This is a genomic window from Pseudomonas sp. CCI3.1 (genome assembly GCF_034313985.1).
Lineage (GTDB): Bacteria > Pseudomonadota > Gammaproteobacteria > Pseudomonadales > Pseudomonadaceae > Aquipseudomonas > Aquipseudomonas psychrophila.
This window is the reverse complement of the sequence record NZ_JAVIWO010000001.1, coordinates 356734-380703: the sequence shown is the minus strand read 5'-3', so window position 1 is coordinate 380703 and position 23970 is coordinate 356734. Positions and strand designations below refer to the sequence as shown.

The 23970-nt window shown below is 56.2% G+C and carries 20 protein-coding genes; 13 read left to right on the top strand and 7 right to left on the bottom strand.

All coding sequences use genetic code 11. The features are described from left to right. Positions 1-301: 301 nt before the first annotated feature. Entirely contained in the window at positions 302-1183 is an 882-nt protein-coding gene (gene rarD, locus RGV06_RS01520) for an EamA family transporter RarD (protein ID WP_019827127.1), read from the top strand. Between the two features lie 16 nt (positions 1184-1199). On the opposite strand, the gene RGV06_RS01515 is transcribed toward rarD, so the two are convergent. Together RGV06_RS01515 and RGV06_RS01510 are read right to left on the bottom strand one after the other, a co-directional pair. Continuing rightward, a complete protein-coding gene (locus RGV06_RS01515; protein ID WP_019827129.1) occupies positions 1200-2495 on the bottom strand; it encodes an ATP-binding protein in 1296 nt (431 codons plus the stop codon). Between the two features lie 4 nt (positions 2496-2499). After that, entirely contained in the window at positions 2500-3201 is a 702-nt protein-coding gene (locus RGV06_RS01510) for a response regulator transcription factor (protein WP_019827130.1), read from the bottom strand. Between the two features lie 169 nt (positions 3202-3370). Here RGV06_RS01510 and RGV06_RS01505 point away from each other — a divergent pair, with 169 nt between their 5' ends. From RGV06_RS01505 to RGV06_RS01495, 3 genes are read left to right on the top strand one after another with little or no spacing between them, the layout of a single operon-like run. Beyond that, positions 3371-4525, top strand: coding sequence for an efflux RND transporter periplasmic adaptor subunit (locus RGV06_RS01505; protein WP_019827131.1), 1155 nt, complete (start codon positions 3371-3373; stop codon positions 4523-4525). A gap of 2 nt (positions 4526-4527) precedes the next feature. Then, positions 4528-7629 carry an efflux RND transporter permease subunit gene (locus tag RGV06_RS01500; RefSeq protein ID WP_322149164.1) on the top strand — a complete coding sequence of 1034 codons (3102 nt, stop codon included), beginning with the start codon at positions 4528-4530 and terminating at the stop codon, positions 7627-7629. A gap of 52 nt (positions 7630-7681) precedes the next feature. Next, positions 7682-8317 carry a DUF1345 domain-containing protein gene (locus RGV06_RS01495; RefSeq protein WP_019827133.1) on the top strand — a complete coding sequence of 212 codons (636 nt, stop codon included), beginning with the start codon at positions 7682-7684 and terminating at the stop codon, positions 8315-8317. 40 nt (positions 8318-8357) lie between these two features. Here the strand turns inward: RGV06_RS01495 and hppD are convergent, their stop codons facing one another. Continuing rightward, positions 8358-9434: a 4-hydroxyphenylpyruvate dioxygenase gene (gene hppD / locus RGV06_RS01490; RefSeq protein WP_019827134.1), complete on the bottom strand. Its 1077-nt coding sequence runs from the start codon at positions 9432-9434 to the stop codon at positions 8358-8360. A gap of 336 nt (positions 9435-9770) precedes the next feature. Between hppD and RGV06_RS01485 the strand changes: the two genes are divergently transcribed. The 3 genes from RGV06_RS01485 to RGV06_RS01475 all read left to right on the top strand — a co-directional run bounded on the left by RGV06_RS01485 (position 9771) and on the right by RGV06_RS01475 (position 13027). Beyond that, positions 9771-11318 carry an EAL domain-containing protein gene (locus RGV06_RS01485; RefSeq protein WP_048351921.1) on the top strand — a complete coding sequence of 516 codons (1548 nt, stop codon included), beginning with the start codon at positions 9771-9773 and terminating at the stop codon, positions 11316-11318. A gap of 235 nt (positions 11319-11553) precedes the next feature. Beyond that, on the top strand, positions 11554-11913 hold the full coding sequence (locus RGV06_RS01480; protein WP_019827136.1) for a histone-like nucleoid-structuring protein, MvaT/MvaU family: 360 nt from the start codon (positions 11554-11556) through the stop codon (positions 11911-11913). A gap of 547 nt (positions 11914-12460) precedes the next feature. Then, on the top strand, positions 12461-13027 hold the full coding sequence (locus RGV06_RS01475) for an isochorismatase family protein (RefSeq protein WP_046810771.1): 567 nt from the start codon (positions 12461-12463) through the stop codon (positions 13025-13027). A gap of 41 nt (positions 13028-13068) precedes the next feature. Here the strand turns inward: RGV06_RS01475 and RGV06_RS01470 are convergent, their stop codons facing one another. Further along, positions 13069-13560: a hypothetical protein gene (locus tag RGV06_RS01470; RefSeq protein ID WP_046810772.1), complete on the bottom strand. Its 492-nt coding sequence runs from the start codon at positions 13558-13560 to the stop codon at positions 13069-13071. 317 nt (positions 13561-13877) lie between these two features. On the opposite strand from RGV06_RS01470, the gene gloA reads away from it, so the two are divergent. Next, on the top strand, positions 13878-14399 hold the full coding sequence (gene gloA, locus RGV06_RS01465; RefSeq protein ID WP_019827139.1) for a lactoylglutathione lyase: 522 nt from the start codon (positions 13878-13880) through the stop codon (positions 14397-14399). A 56-nt stretch (positions 14400-14455) separates the two neighbouring features. Here the strand turns inward: gloA and ahpF are convergent, their stop codons facing one another. The 3 genes from ahpF to RGV06_RS01450 all read right to left on the bottom strand — a co-directional run bounded on the left by ahpF (position 14456) and on the right by RGV06_RS01450 (position 17840). Continuing rightward, the gene (gene ahpF, locus RGV06_RS01460) at positions 14456-16018 is read right to left on the bottom strand and encodes an alkyl hydroperoxide reductase subunit F (protein ID WP_019827141.1); all 1563 of its coding nucleotides are present in this window, start codon (positions 16016-16018) and stop codon (positions 14456-14458) included. A gap of 127 nt (positions 16019-16145) precedes the next feature. After that, entirely contained in the window at positions 16146-16709 is a 564-nt protein-coding gene (gene ahpC, locus RGV06_RS01455) for an alkyl hydroperoxide reductase subunit C (protein ID WP_016780891.1), read from the bottom strand. A gap of 192 nt (positions 16710-16901) precedes the next feature. Next, on the bottom strand, positions 16902-17840 hold the full coding sequence (locus tag RGV06_RS01450) for a site-specific integrase (protein WP_046810773.1): 939 nt from the start codon (positions 17838-17840) through the stop codon (positions 16902-16904). Between the two features lie 178 nt (positions 17841-18018). Here RGV06_RS01450 and RGV06_RS01445 point away from each other — a divergent pair, with 178 nt between their 5' ends. The 5 genes from RGV06_RS01445 (at position 18019) to efeO (RGV06_RS01425) (ending at position 23527) form a co-directional block, all read left to right on the top strand. After that, complete coding sequence (locus RGV06_RS01445) at positions 18019-19029, top strand: DNA-binding protein (RefSeq protein ID WP_046810774.1); 1011 nt, start codon at positions 18019-18021, stop codon at positions 19027-19029. Positions 19030-19295: 266 nt separating this feature from the next. Further along, the gene (gene efeU / locus RGV06_RS01440) at positions 19296-20138 is read left to right on the top strand and encodes an iron uptake transporter permease EfeU (RefSeq protein ID WP_046810775.1); all 843 of its coding nucleotides are present in this window, start codon (positions 19296-19298) and stop codon (positions 20136-20138) included. 8 nt (positions 20139-20146) lie between these two features. Further along, positions 20147-21340, top strand: coding sequence for an iron uptake system protein EfeO (gene efeO, locus RGV06_RS01435; protein WP_322149160.1), 1194 nt, complete (start codon positions 20147-20149; stop codon positions 21338-21340). A gap of 17 nt (positions 21341-21357) precedes the next feature. Further along, positions 21358-22677, top strand: a complete 1320-nt coding sequence (gene efeB / locus RGV06_RS01430; RefSeq protein ID WP_046810777.1) for an iron uptake transporter deferrochelatase/peroxidase subunit — start codon at positions 21358-21360, stop codon at positions 22675-22677. Between the two features lie 25 nt (positions 22678-22702). Continuing rightward, positions 22703-23527 carry an iron uptake system protein EfeO gene (gene efeO, locus RGV06_RS01425; protein ID WP_322149159.1) on the top strand — a complete coding sequence of 275 codons (825 nt, stop codon included), beginning with the start codon at positions 22703-22705 and terminating at the stop codon, positions 23525-23527. The last annotated feature ends 443 nt before the right edge of the window (positions 23528-23970 follow it).

The window sequence follows — 23970 nt, the reverse complement described above, 5'->3', positions numbered from 1 at the left end:
GTGGGCTGGCTCTCTGCTCAGGCGACTCGGCCTGCCAAAACCACCGGTGCGATGCTTTCGCGAGCAAGCCCGCTCCCACAGGACTTGATAGCAAGCTACCGTTAATCAGTTTTTTTAACAGCACGAACGCTCGTTTTAAACGACTTTGGCCCAGTATTTGCTTGGGCTTTTTCAAGTTGAACCTTCTCAACAAGAATCACTCCCAAGTAGTTGGTTTAAATGACATTTGCCACCGACCCCCAACAGCCTCAAGCTATGTGCCCACTCAAACGAGTAACGTTGTAGATCCATTGAGGTTGTTGTGTCTAAAGGTATTGTTCTATCGATTTTGGCTTCCTGCCTGTTCGGCGTCTTGTACTACTTCACTTCCGTTCTTTGGCCCCTTGATGGCCAGGAAATCTTCGGCTGGCGAATACTGATCTCGCTGCCCTTCATGACCCTGTTTATATGCCTCTCCGGCGATTGGAAATGGGTTCCTATAATTTTCAATCGTTTACGCGACAAACCTCTACTGATTCCTTGCGTACTGCTGACCAGCTTCCTGGTTGGCCTGCAGCTGTGGATGTTCATGTGGGGGCCGCTCAACGGGCATGGTCTGGATGTGTCACTGGGTTACTTCCTGCTGCCACTCACGATGATCCTCACCGGACGCATCGTTTACGGCGAACATTTGTCTCACCTGCAGAAAATAGCCACGGCCCTGGCCGTGATCGGCGTGGCCAATGAGTTGTATCGCACGGGCGGGTTTTCCTGGACGACACTGGTCGTGGCCATCGGTTACCCGATGTACTTCGTACTGCGCAAAAAGATCGGCATCGACAATCTGGGTGGCCTGTGGCTGGACATGCTGTTGATGGTCCCGGCAGCCCTCTGGTTTGTGCTGGCCGGTCCCCATGTCGACCTTGGCGAACAGCGCCAGGCGCTTTATCTGCTGGTACCGCTCATGGGCATCATCAGTGCGGCCGCAGGGTTCGCGTATATCCTGGCCAGCCGCCTGCTGCCATTCAGCCTGTTTGGACTGCTTAGCTACGTCGAGCCTGTACTGCTGGTCGCCGTCGCCCTGTTGCTGGGCGACAGCCTGGAGGACGGTCAATGGATGACCTATGGCCCGATCTGGCTCGCGGTAGTCGTGTTGATTATTGAAGGCTTGAAGCATGTGAGCCGCCAACGCCGCTCCATCTAAGCCGTAATACCTCGCTTCAAGCCGGCAACCAGAGCTTGAAGCGAGCGCCGCCCATAGGCGATTGCTCTACGCTCAGCGTTCCGCCCTGAGCTTGCAGCGCACGCCGACTGATCGCCAGCCCCAGGCCAAAGCCACCGGTTGCCCGATCCCGGCTGCGATCAAGACGATAGAACGGTTCAAAAATCCTTTCCCGTTCTTGCTCGGGAATCCCGATGCCATCGTCATCCACCCACAGCTCACAGCCTTGGGGTGTGACATTGACCCCTACTTGAATTCGCCTGTCGCAGTAACGCATGGCATTGCGCAACAGGTTTTGCAGGGCCCGCGCAGTCAGGCGAGGATCCAGGGCGAAACGGTCCTGGGCCCCATGCAGTAGCACATCCAGCACGATATCGGGGGTTTCCAGCGCTTCATCGAAACTGCCAAGAATGCTGTCGATAAACTCATCAAGCGACACCTCCACCCTCTCTGGAACCAATGCCGGGTTTTGCAGGCGGCTAAAAGACAGCAGTTCCAGTACCAGCTCATCCAGTTCGCGAATATGCCCCACCAACACTTGCAAGCGCTCGCGACTGCCATCCGGCAAGTCGTCACACAGCACCAGCGCCAGGCCAAAGTCCAGGCGCGTCAACGGTGTGCGCAGTTCATGAGACACCGCGTTCAACAAGTCGCGCTGCTGATTGAGCAGGTGCTCCACATCCTGGGCCATTGCATCGAATACCGTGGCCAGGCCATGAATGTTCGAGCGTTGGGAGATCTGCGTACGCTCGCTCAGTTGCCCCTGACCGATGCGCTCCGCAGTGAGTTTCAGGCGTTCAAGGTCCCGCCAGTGCGGACGCAGCCACAACAGCAAGCCGCCCAGCAAGGCAGCGCCAATCAGGACGTTGATACTCCAATACAACACACTCATGTCGAAGGGGTCCGGAGGCATCACCCATTCAATCGCCAGTTGTTCGTCCAGCGGAGAAACAACCAGCGTGCGCCAGCCCCAATCGCCAATGCGCAATACGCCCTTGCCTTGCTGCAATTGGCGTTGTTCCTGCGCGCTGAACTTGGAGTCAGTAATGGGCAGCAGATTGACCTTCATCGGTTCAAACTGAGCGTCGAGTTCGCGGGCCAGGGCCGGCCATTGCTCAGGAGGCAGATGATGGAACTGCTTGACCAGCAGGGTCTGCATGCCCCGAGACATATCGACGTTGTAGTTCATGAAGCGATCATGGAACAGCGACACGATTACCCCGGGCACCAGATAACTGGCCAGGGCGAAGGTCACGATGGTCACCAGGTACAGGCGGATCAGAATCTTTAACATGGATTCAGCATTCCCATTCCGAGCGGCTGAACAGGTAACCTTTGCCCCACACGGTCTTAATCTTGCGCGCTTCACCGGCGCAGTCATCGAACTTGCGCCGCAATTTGGAGATTGCAACATCCACCGAACGGTCGGTGCCGTTGAACTCGATACCCCGCAAACGCTGCAGGATCTGGTCACGGCTAAGTACTTCACCGGCATGCCGTGCGAGTACCACCAGCAGGTTGTACTCGCCGCTGGACAGTTCGATGATCTGCCCGCGCCAATGCACGGTGCGCTCAGACAGGTCGATGCACAAATTGCCAATGATGATCCGGTCACTGGCCACTTGAGGCTCGATCAGACTGCTGCGACGCAAAAGCGTGCGCACACGCGCCAGCAACACACGGGGCTCGCAAGGTTTTGTCACATAATCGTCGGCACCCATCTCTAGCCCCAGCACCTGATCATGACTATCGTCGCGGGCTGTCAACATCAGGATCGGTAGACTGGCAGACTCGGTTCGCAGCAAGCGACAAACTTGCAGACCATCGAGCCCGGGCAACATCAGGTCAAGAATCACCAGATCCGGGGGGTTGCTTCTTGCTCTGTCACACACTTGATCGCCGCGGGCAATCACGCTGACCTGATAGCCATTGCGCTCCAGATAGCTGGCAATCAGCTCCGATAGCGCGGCGTCGTCTTCGACCAGCAAAATAGTGGGCATAATCAATGCTTACAACCGGGGAAAACCCGAAGGATATACAACCTCACAAGGATACGAGCATAACCTTCACACTTTTTCACATACCCCCTACATAGCTTCACAACGCCCCTTGCGTGCTGCGCTTAGCATGCCTACAGAAACATCCCGCTTATTTAAGAAGGCACGATCGTTGAAAAAGCTCTTCGCCCCGCTATTCCTTACGGCGCTGGCCCTGGCCCTCAGCGCCTGTGATAAAAGCCCGGTCGCTGAAACCCAACCGCCTCTGACAAAAGTTCGCACCGAAGTCATCGCCACCGCGCCCCTGTCCGTCAGCAACGAGCTGAGCGGCCGGGTGGTTGCCCCCCGCGTGGCGCAAGTCAGCGCCCGGGTTGCCGGTGTCGTGCTCAAGCGCGTATTCACTGAAGGCTCTGAGGTCAAGCAGGGCGATGTCCTGTTCTTGATTGACCCGGCACCCTTCAAGGCCGATCTGGACAGCGCACTGGCAGCCTTGCGCAAATCCGAAGCCGTTGCATTGCAGGCAAAACTGCAAGACCAGCGCTACCGCGAACTGATCGAAATCAACGCGATCAGCCGTCAGGACCATGACAACGCACGCGCGGCGGCACAGCAGGCCAATGCCGACGTTGCTGCCAACCAGGCGGCTGTTCAGCGCGCCAGGCTGAACCTGGGTTACGCCACCGTCACAGCGCCCATCTCGGGTCGCATTGGCCGCGCACTGGTCACTGAAGGTGCTCTGGTCGGTCAGGGTGAAGTCACCCCGCTGGCCCGTATCCAGCAACTCAACCCCATCCATGTCGATCTGACCCAATCCACCCGCGACCTGGATAACCTGCGCGAAGCATTCCGAGCCGGGGAGTTGCAGCAAGTCGGCAAGCAACAAGCCAAAGCCACATTGATTCGAGACAACGGCAGCCTTTATCCGCTACCGGGCAAACTGCTGTTTACCGATGTAGCGGTTGACCCGAGTACCGGGCAAATCATTCTGCGCAGCGAATTCCCGAACCCCGACTATGATTTGTTGCCCGGCAGCTTTGTGCGGGTGCGCCTGGAGCAGGCGTTCAAAAAGGAAGGCATCAGCGTTCCGCAGCGCGCAATCATGCGCGACAGCGCGGGGATCGCCCAGGTGCTGTTGATCGATGCCGACAACCGTGTGCACTTGCAGGCGGTTCAGCTAGGCAGCGCTCAGAATGATCGCTGGGCCGTCACCTCAGGCCTCAAGGCCGGTGATCGCATCGTCACCGAAGGCCTGCAGCACGCCCGCCCAGGCGAGCGCGTACAAATCGATGACCCGACACTCCCTCTCGCACACTCCACGGATCGGTGAGCATGCCGCAGTTTTTTATCGACCGCCCGGTCTTCGCCTGGGTCGTTGCGTTGTTCATTCTGCTGGCGGGGGCTTTGGCCATCCCGCAGTTGCCAGTAGCCAAATATCCCGACGTGGCACCGCCACAGGTTGAGGTTTACGCCATCTACCCCGGCGCTTCGGCCCAAACCCTGGATGAAAGCGTCGTCAGCCTGATCGAGCAAGAGCTCAACGGTACCGATGGCTTGCTGTATTTCGAATCCCAGAGCAGCCTGGGCAGTGCCAGCATTACCGCGACCTTCAAACCCGGTACCGATCCGGAGATGGCGCAGGTCGATGTACAGAACCGTCTCAAAGCGGTGGAGTCACGCCTGCCCCAGGCGGTCATTCAACAAGGCCTGCAGGTCGAGAAAATCTCCTCGGGCTTTCTGATGCTGGTGACCTTGACTGCCGACAGCACCAGCGCGCTGGATGAGGTCGCCCTCAGCGATTACCTTGCGCGCAACGTTATGAACGAAGTCAAGCGCATCGACGGGGTCGGCAAGGCCCAGTTGTATGGCGCCGAGCGTGCCATGCGCATCTGGATCGACCCGCAGAAGCTGATCGGTTTCAACCTCACCCCGGCCGACGTCAATCAGGCGATCGCCAATCAAAACGCACAGGTTTCCGCGGGCAGCATCGGCGATTTGCCGGGGCGTTCCACCCAGGAAATCACCGCCACGGTACTGGTCAAAGGCCAGCTGTCGACCCCGCAAGAGTTTGGCGACATTGTGCTGCGCGCCAACCCGGACGGTTCGACGGTACGCATCAGTGATGTGGCCCGGGTCGAAATCGGTAGTCAGGAATACCAATACGGCACCCGTCTGAACGGCAAGTCGGCCAGCGCGTTCAGCGTGAAACTGGCCCCGGAGGCGAACGCCCTGAATACGGGCAACTTGATCCGCGCCAAGATGGACGAACTCAGCCGCTATTTCCCGGCCGGTGTTGAATACACCATTCCGTATGACACCACGCCGTTTGTTAAAGTCTCGATCACCAAGGTTATCTACACCTTGGTCGAGGCCATGGTGCTGGTGTTTGCGGTGATGTACCTGTTCTTGCAGAACATTCGCTACACACTGATCCCGACCCTGGTGGTACCGGTGGCGCTGATGGGAACGTTCGCCACGATGCTGGTGCTGGGTTTCTCGATCAACGTACTGACCATGTTCGGTATGGTGCTGGCCATCGGGATTCTGGTGGACGATGCGATTGTTGTGGTTGAAAACGTCGAGCGGATCATGGTCAGCGAAGGGCTTTCGCCACGGGAGGCAACTCGCAAGGCGATGACCCAGATCAGTGGCGCGATTGTGGGCATCACCCTGGTGCTGGTGGCCGTGTTTATTCCAATGGCGTTCATGCCGGGCTCCGTCGGGGTGATTTACCAGCAGTTCTCACTGTCGATGGCGACTTCGATTCTGTTCTCGGCATTTTTGGCGCTGTCTCTGACCCCGGCCCTCTGTGCAACCTTGCTCAAGCCCATCGCCAAGGGTGAGCATCATGCCAAGGGCGGTTTCTTCGGCTGGTTCGACAAGAAGTTCGAGCGCCTGTCAGAAGGTTACGAACATTGGGTGGTGCACCTGATCAAACGCAGTGGACGCTACCTGCTGGTATACGGTGCCCTGCTGGTGATTCTGGTGGTGTGCTTTGCACGCCTGCCCTCCTCCTTTTTGCCAGTGGAGGACCAGGGTTACACCATCACCGACATCCAGCTGCCGCCGGGCGCCAGCCAGAACCGCACGATCAAGGTGGTCGAGCAGATTGAGGCACACAACGCCAGCGAGCCGGGCGTGGGTAATACCACAATGATCCTGGGCTTCAGCTTTTCGGGTAGCGGGCAAAACGCAGCGCTGGCCTTTACCACCCTCAAAGATTGGTCCGAGCGCGGGGCCCAGGACTCGGCATCCGCTATCGCTGATCGCGCCAATGGTGCTTTCAGCGAGCTCAAGGACGCCGTTGCCTTTGCCATCCTTCCACCTCCGGTCAGTGGCCTGGGGACGTCCAGCGGTTTTGAATTTCGTCTGCAAGACCGTGGCGGTGTCGGCTATGACAGGCTGATGCAAGCCCGTAGCGAGTTGCTTGAGCTGGCGGCTAAAAGCCCCGTGCTGGCCAATGTGCGCGAAGAAGCGCTGGCAGAAAGCCCGCAAGTGCAACTTGAGGTCGATCGCAAACGTGCCAATGCGCTGGGTATTTCCTTCGCTGACATCGGTGCCGTGCTGTCAACGGCCGTGGGCTCGGCCTATGTCAACGACTTCCCGAATCAGGGCCGCATGCAACGGGTAGTGGTTCAGGCTGAAGGCGACCAACGGAGCCAGGTCGAGGACCTGCTCAAAATGAATGTGCGCAACGATCTGGGCAAGATGGTCCCGCTCTCGGCCTTTGTCGAAGCCCGCTGGATCCAGGGCCCGTCCCAGCTGACGCGTTACAACGGTTACCCGGCGATCAGCATTTCCGGCGAATCGGCTGCGGGGCACAGTACCGGCGAGGCGATGGCTGAAATGGAGCGCCTGGTCAGCCAGCTGCCGACAGGCCTTGGGCTTGAATGGACAGGTCTGTCGCTGCAGGAACGGGTGTCCGGAGCGCAGGCACCGATCCTGCTGGCATTGTCACTGCTGATCGTGTTCCTGTGCCTGGCGGCACTGTACGAAAGCTGGTCAATCCCGACTGCCGTACTGCTGGTCGTGCCGCTCGGGGTGCTGGGTGCGGTGCTGGCAGTCACGTTGCGCGGCATGCCCAACGATGTGTTCTTCAAAGTGGGTCTGATCACCATAATTGGCCTGTCGGCAAAGAACGCCATTTTGATCATCGAGTTTGCCAAGACCCTCTACGACGAAGGTCATGATCTGGTGGACGCTACCGTGCAAGCTGCCCGCCTGCGACTGCGCCCGATTGTGATGACGTCACTGGCGTTTATCCTGGGCGTGGTGCCACTGGCACTTGCAACCGGCGCCAGTTCCGCCAGTCAGCAAGCCATCGGCACAGGGGTTATCGGCGGCATGATCGTCGCAACCTTGGCCGTGGTGTTCGTGCCGGTATTCTTCGTGGTGGTAATGAAGCTGGTAAGAAGCAAACCGCGTCAGGGCTAACCCCCGGCAGTGCGTGCTAAGGTGCTTGTAAACTCAGTAACAGGGAATGTTTATGTCGCACCTTGCACGCACCCACCCCCGCTTGACCTTCGCCACTCTGGTCGGGCTGGCAGTTGGCGTTTTCGCTCCGGCCGCCACAGTGACCACCAAATTTCTGTTGGGCTGGAACATCGCTGTATGGCTGTATCTGGCGTTGACGATTTGGCTGGTGATCCGCTCCAAGGCCTGTGACGTGAAAAGCACGGCTGAAGTAGAAGATGAAAATGCCAGCATGGTGTTGATTACCGTATGCATAGCCGCAATTGCCAGCCTGGCGGCCGTCACCCTTGAGTTGTCGGGCAGCATTGTCACTGATACCGATCGCCTGATTCATTACGGCTTTACCGGGCTGACGGTGGTGGGTTCGTGGTTGATGATCGGAGTCATTTTCAGCCTGCATTACGCTCGACTGTTTTATAACAATGACGGGCCGGAGCCGGCGCTGCGCTTCCCGGAGGGATTGCTGGACCCGGACTACTGGGACTTTCTGTACTTCTCGTTCACCCTCAATGTTGCGGTGCAGACAGCCGACGTGAGCATCGCCACCCGCGAAATGCGCAAAGCAGTGCTGGGCCACTCATTACTCGGCTTTTTATTCAACACGGCAGTACTGGGGTTTACGATCAATATTGCGGCGGGATTGTTTTAGAAGTCGGGTAGCCGCCGGACAGGGTCCGGCGGCCCTTCTTTTAGTCGGTGCTCAGCACGCCACGACGCACCTGGTCACGCTCGATGGACTCAAACAGCGCCTTGAAGTTGCCTTCGCCAAAGCCATCATCGCCCTTGCGCTGGATAAACTCGAAGAACACCGGGCCCATCAGGGTTTCCGAGAAGATCTGCAGCAGCAGGCGCTTGTCACCCGATTCTGAAGAACCGTCCAGCAAGATGCCACGCGACTGAAGCTCTTCAACCGGTTCACCGTGGTTCGGCAGGCGGCCTTCAAGCATTTCGTAGTAGGTTTCTGGCGGTGCAGTCATGAAGCGCATGCCGATTTTCTTCAGGGCGTCCCAAGTCTTGATCAGGTCATCACTGAGGAAGGCAACGTGCTGGATGCCTTCGCCGTTGAATTGCATCAAAAATTCTTCGATCTGGCCCGCGCCCTTGGACGACTCTTCGTTCAACGGAATACGGATCATGCCATCCGGTGCGGTCATGGCCTTGGAGGTCAGGCCGGTGTATTCGCCCTTGATGTCGAAATAACGAATTTCGCGGAAGTTGAACAACTTCTCGTAGAAGTTAGCCCAATACGCCATGCGGCCGCGATACACGTTGTGAGTCAGGTGATCGATGATCTTCAGGCCCGCGCCTACCGGATGACGGTCTACGCCTTCGATGAATACAAAATCGATGTCGTATATCGAGTTGCCTTCGCCGTAACGATCTATCAGGTACAAGGGCGCGCCACCGATACCTTTGATTGCAGGCAGGTTCAGCTCCATCGGGCCTGTAGGGATATGGACTGGCTGGGCACCCAACTCAAGCGCACGGGTATAGGCTTGCTGAGCATTGCGCACACGAAAGGCCATCCCGCATACCGAAGGGCCGTGCTCGGCCGCGAAATAGGACGCGACGCTGTTGGGTTCGTTGTTGAGGATCAGGTTGATATCGCCCTGGCGATACAAGTGCACGTCCTTGGAGCGGTGGGTTGCCACCTTGGTGAAACCCATGATTTCAAAGACAGGTTCAAGCGTGTTGGGTACAGGGGATGCGAATTCGATGAATTCAAAGCCCATCAGGCCCATTGGGTTTTCGTATAGATCAGCCATATTAGGCGCCTCATCATGGTCATTTTTAGAATTAACAGGGGTTATATGCTAAGAATGCTGAGGCTGGCAGGTGGCGCGCAGGAGATCCCGCGCACACTGCGCGCAAGGAAGTCACCGTAGATCAATTGGAACCCGAATCGCTTCATTTCGATCCATCTCTTACGCGGTAGGGCTTCTGCTTTCAGAAGTCGTTATTCTTGTATGCGTAAGCCGATTCTACATGGCGTAATCTTGTTTGTCTTACCCATTGTAAAATAGCCCGCCCGTACTGCTACCCTTTTCCTACTGTTCTCTAGCGTGCACCCAAGCCCCACCTCTGTGTTAGCAGGATTTTGAATGCCACTCACTTTAAAGATGAGCCGTAAATGGACCGACCGCTATGCGCTGATTGTGCTAAGTGGGCTGTTGCCAGTCGTGCTGGGGGTCTTGATTATTGTCTGGCAGGCCAACCGCTCCTTGAAACTTGAGGCTACTCAAACGGCCCAGGAAGCAGTCCGTCAATTTGACTTGATGCTGGACAATGCAGCCCTTGCCGCCGATGTCGTCTTGCCGCTGGCGGGTCAGGATTGCGCCCAGGTTGAGCTCGCCCTGCGAGAACAGGTCACGCGTCGCCCCTTTGTTCGCTCCGTTAATCTGGTGTGGGACAACCAAATTTACTGCACGTCTTTATTTGGCAATTACAAAGAAGCGGTCAACCCTGCCAATTATGCTGGGGGCGTACTGTGGCTGATGCCGGGCACCATTGTTACGCCCAATGACCCTGTACTGGTTTACCGTCAGGCCAGGGACAAGCGCGGGGCGTTGATCAGCCTGTATGGCTTTCATCTGGTCAACGTACTGGGCTTGATCAATCACAAAACCCAATTATTAATCTCCGTGGGGGATGCCTGGATCGATCGTTATGGCCAGGTACGCACGACGCAGCTTCCACATTTACCGGTGGCACAAACTGCAGTGGCTTCACTCGAGTTCCCCTACCGAGTTATCGCAGGCTTTAACCAGGGCGCAGTCTGGCGACATGTCACTGTGGAATACCCCGGCTTTCTGGGTTTATTGATCTTCCTGGGGGCTGTTTCTGCAGCAACCGTTCACAGGCTTCAACAACGCTCCTCCTCACCTTCGAGTGAAATGCAGCGCGGTCTGGAGGCGGGCGAGTTCATTCCTTACTTCCAACCCGTTGTGCGGGGTGATACCAAGCAGTGGGCCGGCGCCGAAGTATTGATGCGCTGGCAACACCCCACAGAGGGGTTGGTTCGCCCCGACCTGTTTATCCCTTTTGCAGAACACTCGGGGTTGATTGTGCCCATGACGCGCTCGCTCATGGAGCAAACATCACGACTGCTTGCACCCCACTCCAGCAACATGGGGCCTGGCTTCCATATAGCCTTCAACATAGCCGCCCACCATTGTCATAACCTGGAACTGGTTGAAGACTGCCGTCGTTTTCTGGAAGCTTTTGCGCCAGGGCATATCAATCTTGTTCTGGAACTCACCGAACGCGAGTTAATCGTACCGACTGCAACCACCCATGAATTGTTCAGTCAATTGCACACACTGGGGGTCATGATTGCCATTGATGACTTTGGTACGGGTCATTCGAGCTTGAGTTACTTGCGTGAGTTCAACGTCGACTATTTGAAAATCGACCAGAGTTTCGTCGCCCTGATTGGTGTCGATGCCCTGTCCAGGCATATTCTGGACAGCATCATCGAGTTGAGTGCCAAGCTTGACCTGGGGATTGTTGCCGAAGGTGTTGAAACACAAGAGCAAAGCGAATACCTGGCCGCTCAAGGGGTAGATTTTTTACAAGGCTACCTGTTTGCGCGACCCATGCCCCCTGGCGAGTTCATCGAGGCGTTACGGGCACGGTTAACCTCCACTTAATAATTAAGCGTGCTGCTTGAAACTTTTTCAAACAGCACGCTTATAGCACTTGGCAGCGTAGGAATTAACAACTACAATTTTTTTGTCCGAATACGAACTTTTAATTGTTTGCATCACTGGATGCGCTCCCAAGGATCAAACTCCTGGGGGGCTCGTTCTGCAAATCTTGTGCATTCCAAACATCATTAATTCGCTTCGGTTTCATCGCACCGAACCTACGAATGGAGTAATGACTTTGTCTAGACTTGCTGAGTTTCGCGCTGCTGAAAAAGCGCTACAAGAACAGCTGGCCCAATTGGAAGCCTTGAAAAATGATGCCGGACTGAAAAAAGAAATCGAGTTCGAAGAGAAGCTTCAAGGCCTGATGAAAACCTACGGCAAAAACCTTCGGGACATCGTTGCCATTCTTGACCCGAACCCTTCTGCGTCAAAGGGTTCATCGGCCCCTAAACAGCGTAAGGCGCGAGTACTCAAGGTTTACCAAAACCCCCATACCGGCGAGCTGATCGAAACCAAAGGTGGCAACCATCGTGGCTTGAAAGCCTGGAAGGAAGAGTACGGCGCAGCCACGGTAGATACCTGGCTTCGTGCATGAAGTCCATCAGTGACAACAGCCCTGCCCTTGCAGGGCTTTTTTTGTACCGCTGTTAGTCGCTCTCAAATGCTCAACTATAAAGACTTAACTTTATACAGAACTGTTCAACTGATCGTGACATGAAGAGTTCCGTTATTTTTGGTCTGTCATTAAAACATCGACCTTGCGCCCTTGCGGAATCACTCCAGGCATCACGCCCATTACGCGCACTTGTTTTGCTGCACAACCCGGCTCACATATTGATCAGCACTCAATGCCGCGTAGGAAAAGTCGTATTCTGCAACCCGCGCGGCCGAAAGGGACGGATGGAGCAAGATGCTTCACAATTTTTTCACATGGTTGGTCACAGGATAGAGGCTGCTAAAGGACTAGCGCCCCATGCCCGCTTCGGCGGGCTTCTTTTTGCCCGAAATTTGTCCACCCCCCCACGAAAGTGTCCAGCCAGGGCACCCAGACGCCCCAGCTACAGGCACAATGATGGGCATATGCTGGCAGCGGCTCAGCTCAGCTCACTCGGCCTACTGCCACAAAAAGGAAATGAGATTGCATGAAGGATCAATCTGGCTCTATCCCCCTTGTTGTCCTTGATGTTCAAGATGCCATTGATCGCCCGAACTGGGATGGCAAAAATAATCCGGAGTATTTGACGGTAATTCAACGCCTGCTTAATCACTGGCGCTCAAACGGTTGGCCGGTTCTTCACGTGAAGCACGATGAGCAGACGCCTGCATCTAGCTATTACGTTCATGGCCCCTGGAATGAAATAAAGAAAGACGTTGCCCCGATACAGGGAGAAACCGTCATCACCAAACAGGAGAACTGCGCCTTCATTGGCACAGAATTAGACGCCACTCTTAAAAGGATGCAAGTAAAGCGTCTGGTGCTGACGGGTGTTGTGATTCACAACAGCATGGATGCCACAGTCCGTGCGGGAAAAGCGCTCGGTTACAGCATCATCCTTCCGTCCGACGCGACGACAGCCGTACCCGTCATCGGGGCGCATGGAAAGTCGTGGGACGCCACAACCGTTCATGAATTAACCCTGGCAATACTCGGTGATGAATATGCCGATGTCATGTCATCGCACGAAGTGATCGCAAAGTTCACTCTATGAAGTTATGCAGTACCCACTGTTGCGATAGCCATTGAGCTATGTCACTCGCCCGCTGAACAGATCGCAAGCACTCGCTCATATATTGATGCATCCCGAGTTATCAATAGCAGGCCTGGACAGGCACCCAGCAGAGCATGCACTGGCTGCATATCTTCAATTTGTGACCAGAACCCGTTGACCTTGTCGCACTCTGTGAAAGGTTGAAATGCGATAGCGCTGCTAAATCTGGAGAGCCTGGCCCGATCTGGTAAACACTCAAAAACATACCATTCATCAAAGCCTGGTGTAGGCAACTGTGCGATATCCGTAATCATAGGACTAATCGCCAAGTCACCTAATCGCTGCCAACCGCGAGCGATCTCGGCAGCACTGATGTTATAGGGCCCGCTATCCGACCAAGCGATGGCCACATAACGGCCCAGCACGAGCTCAGGAACCTGGCGAATGACGTCGCCCAGATTTACGTCGCGTCCATTGTTCCAGGCGAGAGTGCTGTAACCCGCGTGCGTCCCGGCATGTAGTTCAGTTGCCATATAAAATCCTTTGAAGATCAGCTGTGGAGCAGGTGCGGCGACCTGCCGTTTGGCATCATGTAGAGTCTTTAGCGATACCCGCACCGCAAGCTTACGGGCAAGAGGTCTTGCTCAGATCAGCCGGCATCCATCCATAGCGGGGGCAATAGATGATTGATCTCACAGGCCTTCTGCGTCATCTGCTCTGCGACCGCCACCTCGTACCAATAGCCCTTTGCCCATGAAAACAGGTTTGGCGCACGACTTCACATTCCGTATCATTCTCCCATCACGCTCATCGTAGCGACCGATCACCCAGCATCATTTTCGGAGGGTTCATGAGCCTGCAAGACCTGAACAACATCCCTGGCGTTACCGCCACCCCTGATAGCGCTACCCAAAACTTCGTGTTCAACCACACCATGTTGCGCGTCAAAAACATCGAGAAGTCCCTCGATTTTTATACCCGCGTACTGGGCTTTTCACTGGTTGAAAAGCGTGACTTCCCTGAAGCCGAATTCAGTCTGTATTTTCTGGCGCTGGTCGACAAGGCCCAGATCCCGGCAGACGACGCAGCACGCACGCTGTGGATGAAGTCCATCCCCGGCATTCTGGAACTGACCCACAATCACGGCTCGGAAACCGATGACAGCGTCGTCTACCACAATGGCAATACCGATCCCCGTGGTTTTGGCCATATCTGCATTTCGGTGCCGGATATCCGTGCCGCATGCGAGCGCTTTGAAACCTTGGGCGTGGACTTCCAGAAGCGCTTGAACGACGGCCGCATGAAGTCCCTGGCATTCGTTAAAGATCCGGACGGTTACTGGGTAGAAATCATCCAGCCGCAACCGATGTAAATACCGGACGCAAAAAAAAACCCATGATCGCTCATGGGTTTTTTTATTTGGCTCGCTTATTCAGGCGCAGAAGAGCGGATCAAGTGATCGAACGCACTCAGCGAAGCCTTGGCGCCCTCACCTACCGCGATCACAATCTGCTTGTACGGTACGGTGGTCACGTCACCGGCAGCAAAAATACCGGGGATGGACGTTTCACCGCGAGCATCGACTATGATCTCACCGCGAGGCGAAAGCTCGACCGTACCCTTAAGCCAATCGGTGTTGGGCAACAAACCGATTTGCACAAAGATGCCCTCAAGCTCCACGGTATGCACCTCACCCGACTGCCGATCCTTGTAACGCAGGCCGTTCACTTTCTGCCCGTCGCCAGTCACCTCGGTGGTTTGCGCATGGGTGATGACCTTCACGTTAGGCAGGCTGTGCAACTTGCGCTGCAATACGGCATCGGCGCGCAACTGGGTATCGAACTCAAGCAGGGTTACGTGGGCAACAATACCTGCCAGGTCAATGGCCGCTTCAACACCTGAGTTACCACCGCCGATCACTGCAACACGCTTGCCTTTGAACAACGGACCATCGCAGTGTGGGCAGTAAGCAACACCACGGCTACGGTATTCCTGCTCGCCCGGCACGTTCATTTCACGCCAGCGGGCACCGGTGGCCAAAATCACGGTCTTGGCCTTGAGCGAAGCGCCGCTGGCGAATTTAACTTCGTGCAACTCGCCCGCCTTGCCGGCAATCAGTTTGTCCGCGCGCTGCAAGTTCATGATGTCGACGTCGTATTGTTTGACGTGTTCTTCAAGTGCACTGGCAAGCTTTGGACCTTCAGTTTCCTGAACCGAGATAAAGTTCTCGATGGCCATGGTATCCAGCACCTGACCACCAAAACGCTCAGCGGCAACGCCGGTACGAATGCCTTTACGTGCTGCATAAATCGCCGCCGCAGCACCAGCCGGGCCGCCACCGACCACCAGCACGTCAAAGGCTTCCTTGGCGCTGATTTTTTCGGCCTGACGCTCCACGGCGCTGGTGTCCAGCTTGCCGAGAATCTCTTCCAGCCCCATGCGGCCCTGGCCGAAGTTAACCCCGTTGAGGTAAACACTTGGCACCGCCATCACCTGACGTTCGGTGACTTCGTCCTGGAACAACGCGCCGTCAATCGCTACGTGGCGAATGTTCGGGTTTAGCACTGCCATCAAGTTCAGCGCCTGAACAACATCAGGACAGTTCTGGCAAGACAGCGAGAAATAGGTTTCGAAGTTGAACTCCCCTTTAAGGGCGCGAATCTGTTCAATCACTTCGGTACTGGCTTTCGATGGGTGGCCGCCCACTTGCAGCAAGGCCAGCACCAGCGAAGTAAATTCGTGGCCCATCGGAATACCTGCAAAACGCAGGCTGATATCGCCGCCCGGGCGGTTCAGCGAGAACGACGGCTTGCGCGCATCGTTACCGTTGTCCAGCAGGGTGATCATGCTGGAAAGACTGGCGATTTCCTTTAGCAGGTCGTGCATTTCACGGGATTTCGCACCGTCGTCGAGCGAAGCAACGATCTCGATCGGCTGTGTGACCCGCTCCAGGTATGACTTCAACTGAGCTTTTAGATTGGCGTCCAACATACGGGCGATCTCCTTAATACTGAATTCTGTGTAAAAAAAACGCCCGAGCGAATGTCGCCCGGGCGTTTTGAGGGCGGTGCTGCTGACTACTTAGGTGCGGTTCACCGCCCTTGGATGCTTCACAGACTTAGATCTTGCCGACCAGGTCCAGCGATGGAGCCAAGGTGGATTCACCTTCTTTCCATTTAGCCGGGCAAACTTCGCCTGGGTGAGCCGCAACATATTGAGCAGCCTTGATTTTGCGCAGCAGCTCGGATGCGTCACGACCAACACCACCGTCGTTCAGCTCAACGATCTTGATCTGACCTTCCGGGTTGATCACGAACGTACCGCGGTCAGCCAGGCCAGCTTCTTCGATCAGTACGTCGAAGTTACGGGAGATGGTCAGCGTAGGGTCGCCGATCATGGTGTACTGGATCTTGCCGATGGCTGGCGAAGTGTTGTGCCAGGCAGCGTGGGCAAAGTGGGTGTCAGTCGACACACTGTAGATTTCCACGCCGAGTTTTTTGAACTCTTCGTAGTTGTCAGCCAGGTCTTCCAGTTCGGTTGGGCAAACGAAGGTGAAGTCGGCTGGGTAAAAGAACACGACAGACCACTTGCCTTTCAGGTCAGCGTCCGAGACTTCCACGAAGCTGCCGTTTTTGTAGGCAGTTGCTTTGAACGGTTTTACTTGGCTGTTGATGATAGGCATCGTTGACTCTCCGTCAGGGTTGAAAAGTTGATGAGGTGAATCCTAACAACACATTCCGTATCTGGCTCATTGGCAAAGCTGATGCTGCCGATTGGTTTTAGCTATCAGGTGACGCTATAGATAGAAGAAAGCTAATGCTAAAACATGCCTTCTAACTATGGGCCACCGCTCAGGCTTTCAACTTGACACGGATCAGTTACCAATTTGTTTCTCGGCCATCATGCTCATCCCCGCAAACGGGGTCGCTTCAACATAGCGCATGGCTGACTTGACGTCCTTCCAGCCGACATAATTCATCAGCGACTTTAAATCCCAGCCACTTTGATGCGCCCATGTTGCAAAACCGCGACGCAGCGAGTGACTGGTGTATTGCTCGGCAGGGATGCCGGCGCGCTCCAGTGCCTGGCGCAGCAGTGGAATAACGCTGTTGGCGTGCAGCCCCTCCTCGCCCAGATTGCCCCAGCGATCAATCCCGCGAAACACCGCGCCACGCACCAAGGCTGCCGTGTTGAGCCACTCGATATAGGCCCGCACCGGGCACAGACGCAAGAGCGCCGGGGTCTGAAAGGTTTTGCCCAGGTTGTCGCGGTCGCTCTTGCTGCGGGGCAGATACAGCGTAATGCCCGCACCCGGGACAGCCTGTACGTGCTCGACCTGCAAACGGCAAAGCTCATCGCTACGAAACCCGCGCCAGAACCCCAGCAGAATCAGTGCTGCGTCACGCCTGGCGCGCAACAGCCCTGGTTGATCCGCGCTGGCTTGCGCTGCCTGCGCTTCGCCCTCAAGCCAGTCGACCACCTGCTCCAGATGCTGCAACTGCAACGGTTCGGCCTGCTTTTCCTGAGCCGGATGCAATGCGCGGATGCCCTTGAACACCTTGCGCACTACCGGGGCCTTGGTGGGATCGGCAAATCCCTGACTGTTGTGCCATTGAGCGATCGCCGACAGGCGCAGCTTCAATGTGTTGATCGAGAGCTGTCCGGCGTGAGCCACCAGATAGCGCGCCACGCTGTCGCTGGTGGCCGGAAGGAATCCGCCCCAGGTGACTTCGAAATGCTCAATGGCCGCCCGATAGCTACGGCGGGTGTTGTCTCGGGTCGCGGCGTTTAAGTAGCGATCCAGCTCGCTCATGGGCAGTTCTCTTGATTGGCGTACTGAAAACGGGCCTTAAACACAGTTAAAAGGCTCTAACACGGGATAATACCAGTATATCCCGTGCCTTGAATTGCAAATAAAGACAAACCAAAATGACTCATATAGTATGTATATACATGATACATACCACAGTACAAAATCGTAGGAGAATGCCATGGCCCGTGGCGGCGTAAACAAAGCGGTAGTCCAAATTGCACGCACGGCGATCCTGGCCCGCGGTGAACACCCGAGCATTGATGCGGTACGTATCGAGATGGGAAATACCGGATCGAAAACCACGATCCATCGGTATTTAAAAGAGCTGGACGAGGTCGACTCGCGCCGCGGGGCGCCTCAGGAACAGATAGGCGATGAGCTGACCGAACTGGTCGCCCGCCTCGCTCAGCGCCTGCAGGAGCAGGCGCAAGAGCCGATTGACCGCGCCCAGGCTCATTACGAGCAGCTGAAAATCGAGTTGCAGGGGCAGCTTGGCGAGGCGCAAAACGCCCAGGCGCTGCTTGAGCGACAGCTTGAGATACAAGGCACGGCACTTAACCAGGAAACCGTCAACCTTGAAGCCACCCGCTCCATGCTGCAAACCGAACAAACTCGCAACGCGGCTCTGAATCAGGCTTGCAGCGACTTTGAGCTACGCCTCAAGGACCGTGACGAGCAAATCCGCTCGCTGGAAGAAAAACATCTGCACGCCCGCGATGCCCTTGAACATTACCGCAGCGCCGTCAAGGAACAACGGGAGCAGGATCAGCGTCGCCATGAAGGTCAATTGCAGCAAGTGCAAATGGAACTGCGCCAGGCTCAGCAGAGCGCACTGGTACGCCAGGATGAAATCACCCAGTTGCATCGCGACAACGAACGCGTACTGAGCGAAAGCCGAGCCCTGAACAAAGAGCTGAACCAGGCCAACGACCAGCAACACAAGCTGAGCAACCTCAACGGACAGTTGACTGGGCAACTGAGCCAGCTGCAAAACGAATGCACCCTGCTCCAGGAACGCTTGCGGGTGGCTACCCAGGAAAGCGAAGGCTTGAAGCAAGCGCAGAGCCAGGCGCAAGAAATCACAGCCACTCTGACACTCAGAGCAATGACCGCCGAGACGGCACTTGAAACCATGAAAGCGCATAACGAGCAATCAGAACCAAAAGTCAACGAGGCGAAAAAGCCATGATGATGCTGATGAGCAGGCTCTGCTGAATCACCGCATCGATACCCTCGCGAGCAAGCCCGCTCCCACAGCTTTGCGCTCCTTGTGGGAGCGGGCTTGCTCGCGATACAGGCGACCGGATTTGTCTGAAGCAATGCATTGAGTCCATTGACCTGGTGCAGCCTTTCGTTCAGCCAATGTTCAGCAAATGCAATCGATTCTTGTTTGGCAATACGTATCAATATGTTACAAGTTAGCCCCCTAACTAATTAGTGACACGGGCTTTCTCCATGCTGGTTCCATTTCTGATCATGCTGCGCGAAGGTATCGAGGCCGCACTTATCGTCGGCATCATTGCCAGTTACCTGAAGCAAACAGGCCGCGGTGAGTGGATGCCCGCCGTGTGGATCGGGGTCTTTCTGGCTGCCGCCCTGGCGCTGTTGGTGGGCGGTGGGCTTGAGCTGATGAGTGCCGAGTTCCCGCAAAAACAACAGGAGTTGTTCGAAGGCATCGTTGGCCTGATTGCCGTCGGCATTCTCAGTTCGATGGTGTTCTGGATGCGCAAGGTGGCGCGCTCAATCAAACACTCCCTGCACACGTCCTTAGACCAGGCACTGGCAGGCTCAAAGCATCAAGTCACTGCCCTGATCGCCATGGTGTTCTTTGCTGTCGCCCGCGAAGGGCTCGAAACCGTTTTTTTTCTGCTCGCCGTATTCCAGCAAAGCGAAGGCCCTGCTGCACCGCTGGGCGCCCTGCTCGGCCTGGCCCTGGCCATCTGCATTGGCTTTGCAATTTACAGCGGCAGCATGCGCCTGAACCTGGGTCTGTTCTTCCGCTGGACAGGGCTTTTTATTCTGGTGGTGGCCGCGGGCATCCTGGCCAACTCGGTGCAGGCCCTGCATGAAGCCGGTCTGTGGAATCACCTGCAAGACGTGGTGTTTGATATCAGCACTCAGTTGCCAATGGACGGCCCACTTGGCTCAGTGCTAGCGGGCATGTTTGGCTATCAGGAGGCCCCGACAGTGAGCGTCCTGGGGGCCTATGTGATTTACCTGGCAGTCACGCTGGGGATGTTCTTGCGCCCGCCAGCACCTGCAAAAACAGTCCATACCTCTTCTGTAACACACCCATAAGGTCAAGCATGCCTACCCCTGCAAGCGGTACACCCCCACGCGCGCTGCGCTGGGCGGTGGCCGGCTCGGTGATCGTGATGATCGCTGCCGGCGGGTTGTTCTACTACGCCTCGCAACTGGCTGCGGCCAAGCGTAAAACTCACAACGACCAAGTCACGGTCACCATTCACCCCCATAGCTGTGAACCCAATGCACTCACCGTACCGGCCGGGCTCAATAGTTTTCGCATCGTCAACGCGTCAGAACGGGCGGTCGAATGGGAGATCCTCGACGGTGTGCTGGTCGTTGAAGAGCGTGAAAATATTGCTCCGGGCCTGAGTCAGGTGATCAACGCAACATTGGCGCCAGGGGATTACGCCATCACCTGCGGCCTGCTCAGCAATCCCCGCGGCACGCTGCATGTGACACCCACCGCAGCGTCCGAGGCCAGCGCCAATGCGCGACCGTCAATGGTGGCGTTTATTGGCCCCCTGTCGGAGTTCCGGGTTTACGTGAGCCGCCAGAGCAGCGTGCTGATCAAGGCGGTCGATGCACTGTCCCAAGCCATTGGAGCCGGTGACCTTGAGCAGGCGCAAGCCTTGTACACACCTGCCCGCGTCGCCTACCAACGCCTGGCCCCGGCTGCGCAGCGGTTGGCCGAGCTGGACAACGCCATCAACGCCCGCGCCGACTATTTCGAAAAACGCGAGTCAGACCCTGGCTTCTCCGGATTCCATCGCCTGGAGTACGGCTTGTTTGATCAGCGCAGCACTGAAGGCCTGGCACCGATCGCCCAACGATTGCAAGCCGATACCGTGCAGCTCAAACAACAGTTATTGGGCCAGTCGCTGCCGCCGGAACAGTTGGTCAGCATTGTTGCCCGCACCCTCCACAATTTGGCTGACACCCGTGCCAACAGCGGCGAGGAAGAACGCTACAGCCATATCGACCTCAATGGTTTTGCCGCCAACCTTGAAGCTACGCGCAAGGTGGTTGACCTGCTGCGCCCATTGCTGACCAAAAAAAATCCCGACCTGCAACGCAACATAGACAGTGCCAGCGCCTCGCTTGAAGCCGAACTCAACGGCCTCAAAACATCGCAGGGTTACCGCACCTACGACAGGGTCAGTGCCGAACAACGCCAACACATCAGCAACAAGGCCAAGGTTCTGGCCGATGAACTCGATGGAATCGATCCCGCCCTCGGCCTAAGCGGCCTGTAATTGCAGACGAGACGCACATGAGTGATTCAGAACACACCCCTACCCCTTTCAACCTGCAACGCCGCCGTATCCTGATGGGCATGGGGGTCGCAGGCGCTGCATTGGCCGGTGGCGCCCTGAGCTGCCCGGCCATGGCTGCGGGCAGCCCGGCAGATGCCCAAGTCACGCAGGCACCGAGCAGCGACAAGACGCTGGACCATCACGACTTCCATGGTCAGCATCAAAATGGCATCGTCACTCCGCGCCCGGCCGCGGGCATGCTGGTCTCGTTCGATGTGCTCGCCACTGATCGACAAGATCTGGAGCGCCTGTTCCACACCTTGAACGAGCGCATTGCCTTCCTGATGAAGGGCGGGACCGTGCCCCTGGTTGACCCCAAGCTGCCACCTGTAGATTCCGGCATTCTTGGCCCCGTTGTAACCCCGGACAACTTGACCGTCACGGTGTCAGTCGGCGAGTCACTGTTCGATCAGCGATTCGGCCTGAGCCAGGTCAAACCCAAGCGTTTGAGCCGCATGCAAGGCTTTCCCAACGATGCATTGGAGCCCGCGCAGTGCCACGGCGACTTGAGCCTGCAGTTTTGCGCCAATACCGCCGATACCAATATTCACGCCCTGCGAGACATCGTGAAAAACCTGCCGGACCTGCTCCTGGTACGCTGGAAACAGGAAGGCACTGTTCCGCCACAAGCTCCCGCCAAGCCCGGCGTACCCGCTCAAAGCGCCCGTAACTTTTTGGGCTTTCGCGATGGCTCCGCCAACCCCGACTCCAACAACAATACGGCCATGAACCAGATTGTCTGGGTCCAGCCCGGCAGCGACGAACCACAGTGGGCGGTCAATGGCAGCTATCAGGCGGTTCGTATCATCCGCAACTTCGTTGAGCGTTGGGATCGAACGCCGCTGCAAGAGCAAGAAAGCATCTTTGGTCGCAGCAAGGCCAGCGGTGCGCCCATGGACGGAATCCGGGAAAGCGATGTACCTGACTACAACAAGGATCCACACGGCAAAATCACCAAGATGGACGCCCATATTCGCCTGGCCAACCCGCGCACCGCGCAAACGCGCAACAGCCTGATCTTGCGCCGCCCCTTCAACTATTCCAATGGCGTCAACAAGAACGGCCAGCTGGACATGGGGCTGCTGTTTATCTGCTACCAACGGGATCTGGAACAGGGCTTCATCGCCGTGCAAACCCGCCTCAACGGTGAGCCGCTGGAGGAGTACCTCAAGCCAGTAGGCGGCGGTTATTTCTTTACCTTGCCGGGGGTGCGCGACGATCAGGATTTCATTGGTCGCTCGCTGCTAGATGCAGCCACACCCCTTACCCGCACCTGAACCTCAATCAACCGGATAAAGTCCCATGAAGAAGACGCCGCTCGCACTGTTCCTGGCCATAGGCTTGCTCCACACCCCGCTCTCGGTACTGGCTGCAACCGCGCCACTGGATTTGGTGCAGCCTGTTTCGGACTACAAGATCTACGTCACCGAGCAACTGGACGAGTTGGCCAGCAACACGCAAAAGTTCACAGACGCAGTCAAGAAAGGTGACCTGGCAACGGCCAAAAAACTCTATGCCCCCACCCGGGTGTACTACGAGTCCATCGAGCCCATTGCCGAGCTGTTCAGCGACCTTGACGCGTCGATCGACTCCCGGGTCGACGACCACGAAAAAGGTGTGAAGGCCCCTGATTTCACGGGATTCCACCGCATCGAATACAGCCTGTTCTCCGAAAACAGCACACAGGGCCTGGATCAATTGGCCGACGGCCTGAACAAAGACGTAAAAGACCTGCAAAACCGTGTCGAAAGCCTGACCTTCCCGCCCGAAAAAGTTGTCGGCGGCGCAGCAGCGCTGATGGAAGAAGTGGCTGCCACAAAGATTTCCGGCGAAGAAGATCGTTACAGCCACACCGACCTTTATGACTTTCAGGGCAACGTAGACGGCGCGAAGAAGATATTCGACTTGTTCCGCGCGCAGATAGAACAGAACGACAAAGCCTTTGCCGCCAAAGTCGACAAAAACTTCGCCACGGTGAACTCCATTCTGGCCAGATACAAAACCGCCGACGGTGGTTTTGAAACCTACGACAAGGTCAAAGACAACGATCGCAAGGCACTGATTGGGCCGGTTAATACGCTGGCAGAAGACTTGTCGACCCTGCGCGGCAAGCTGGGATTGAACTAAAAGGCCATTATTCAGCGCCAACCGGTGTGACCTATGTCACACACCCGCAGGTTGGTGCTGTGGCATTTTTGCCATCAACAGTGCACAAAATGCCATTACGGTAGGGCACTGTTACTAAATGTCATACAGCTCTTGATATAAACCACTAACAAGCAATAAGCCCCCAAAACCTTCAAAGATAACGTGAAGACCCTGTAAAACCGTTCCTGAATAGCACCTGTCTACCAATTAGAAACATCCCCTGTTGATCTAACTTTCATAGGTTTTTCACAATTCTGCGTTTACCGTATGTACTTCCTAGCAGACAAAAGATCAGCTAGTTTGTAAGAAAAATCATGCAGATAACGCAGTTCAACAACTTTACCTTTGCCAGTATTGAGCTTTACTCGTGGTGGGCGCAGGTTTCTTGAAGTGCGCCTGAGTGAGGCCGACCAAGACATGTC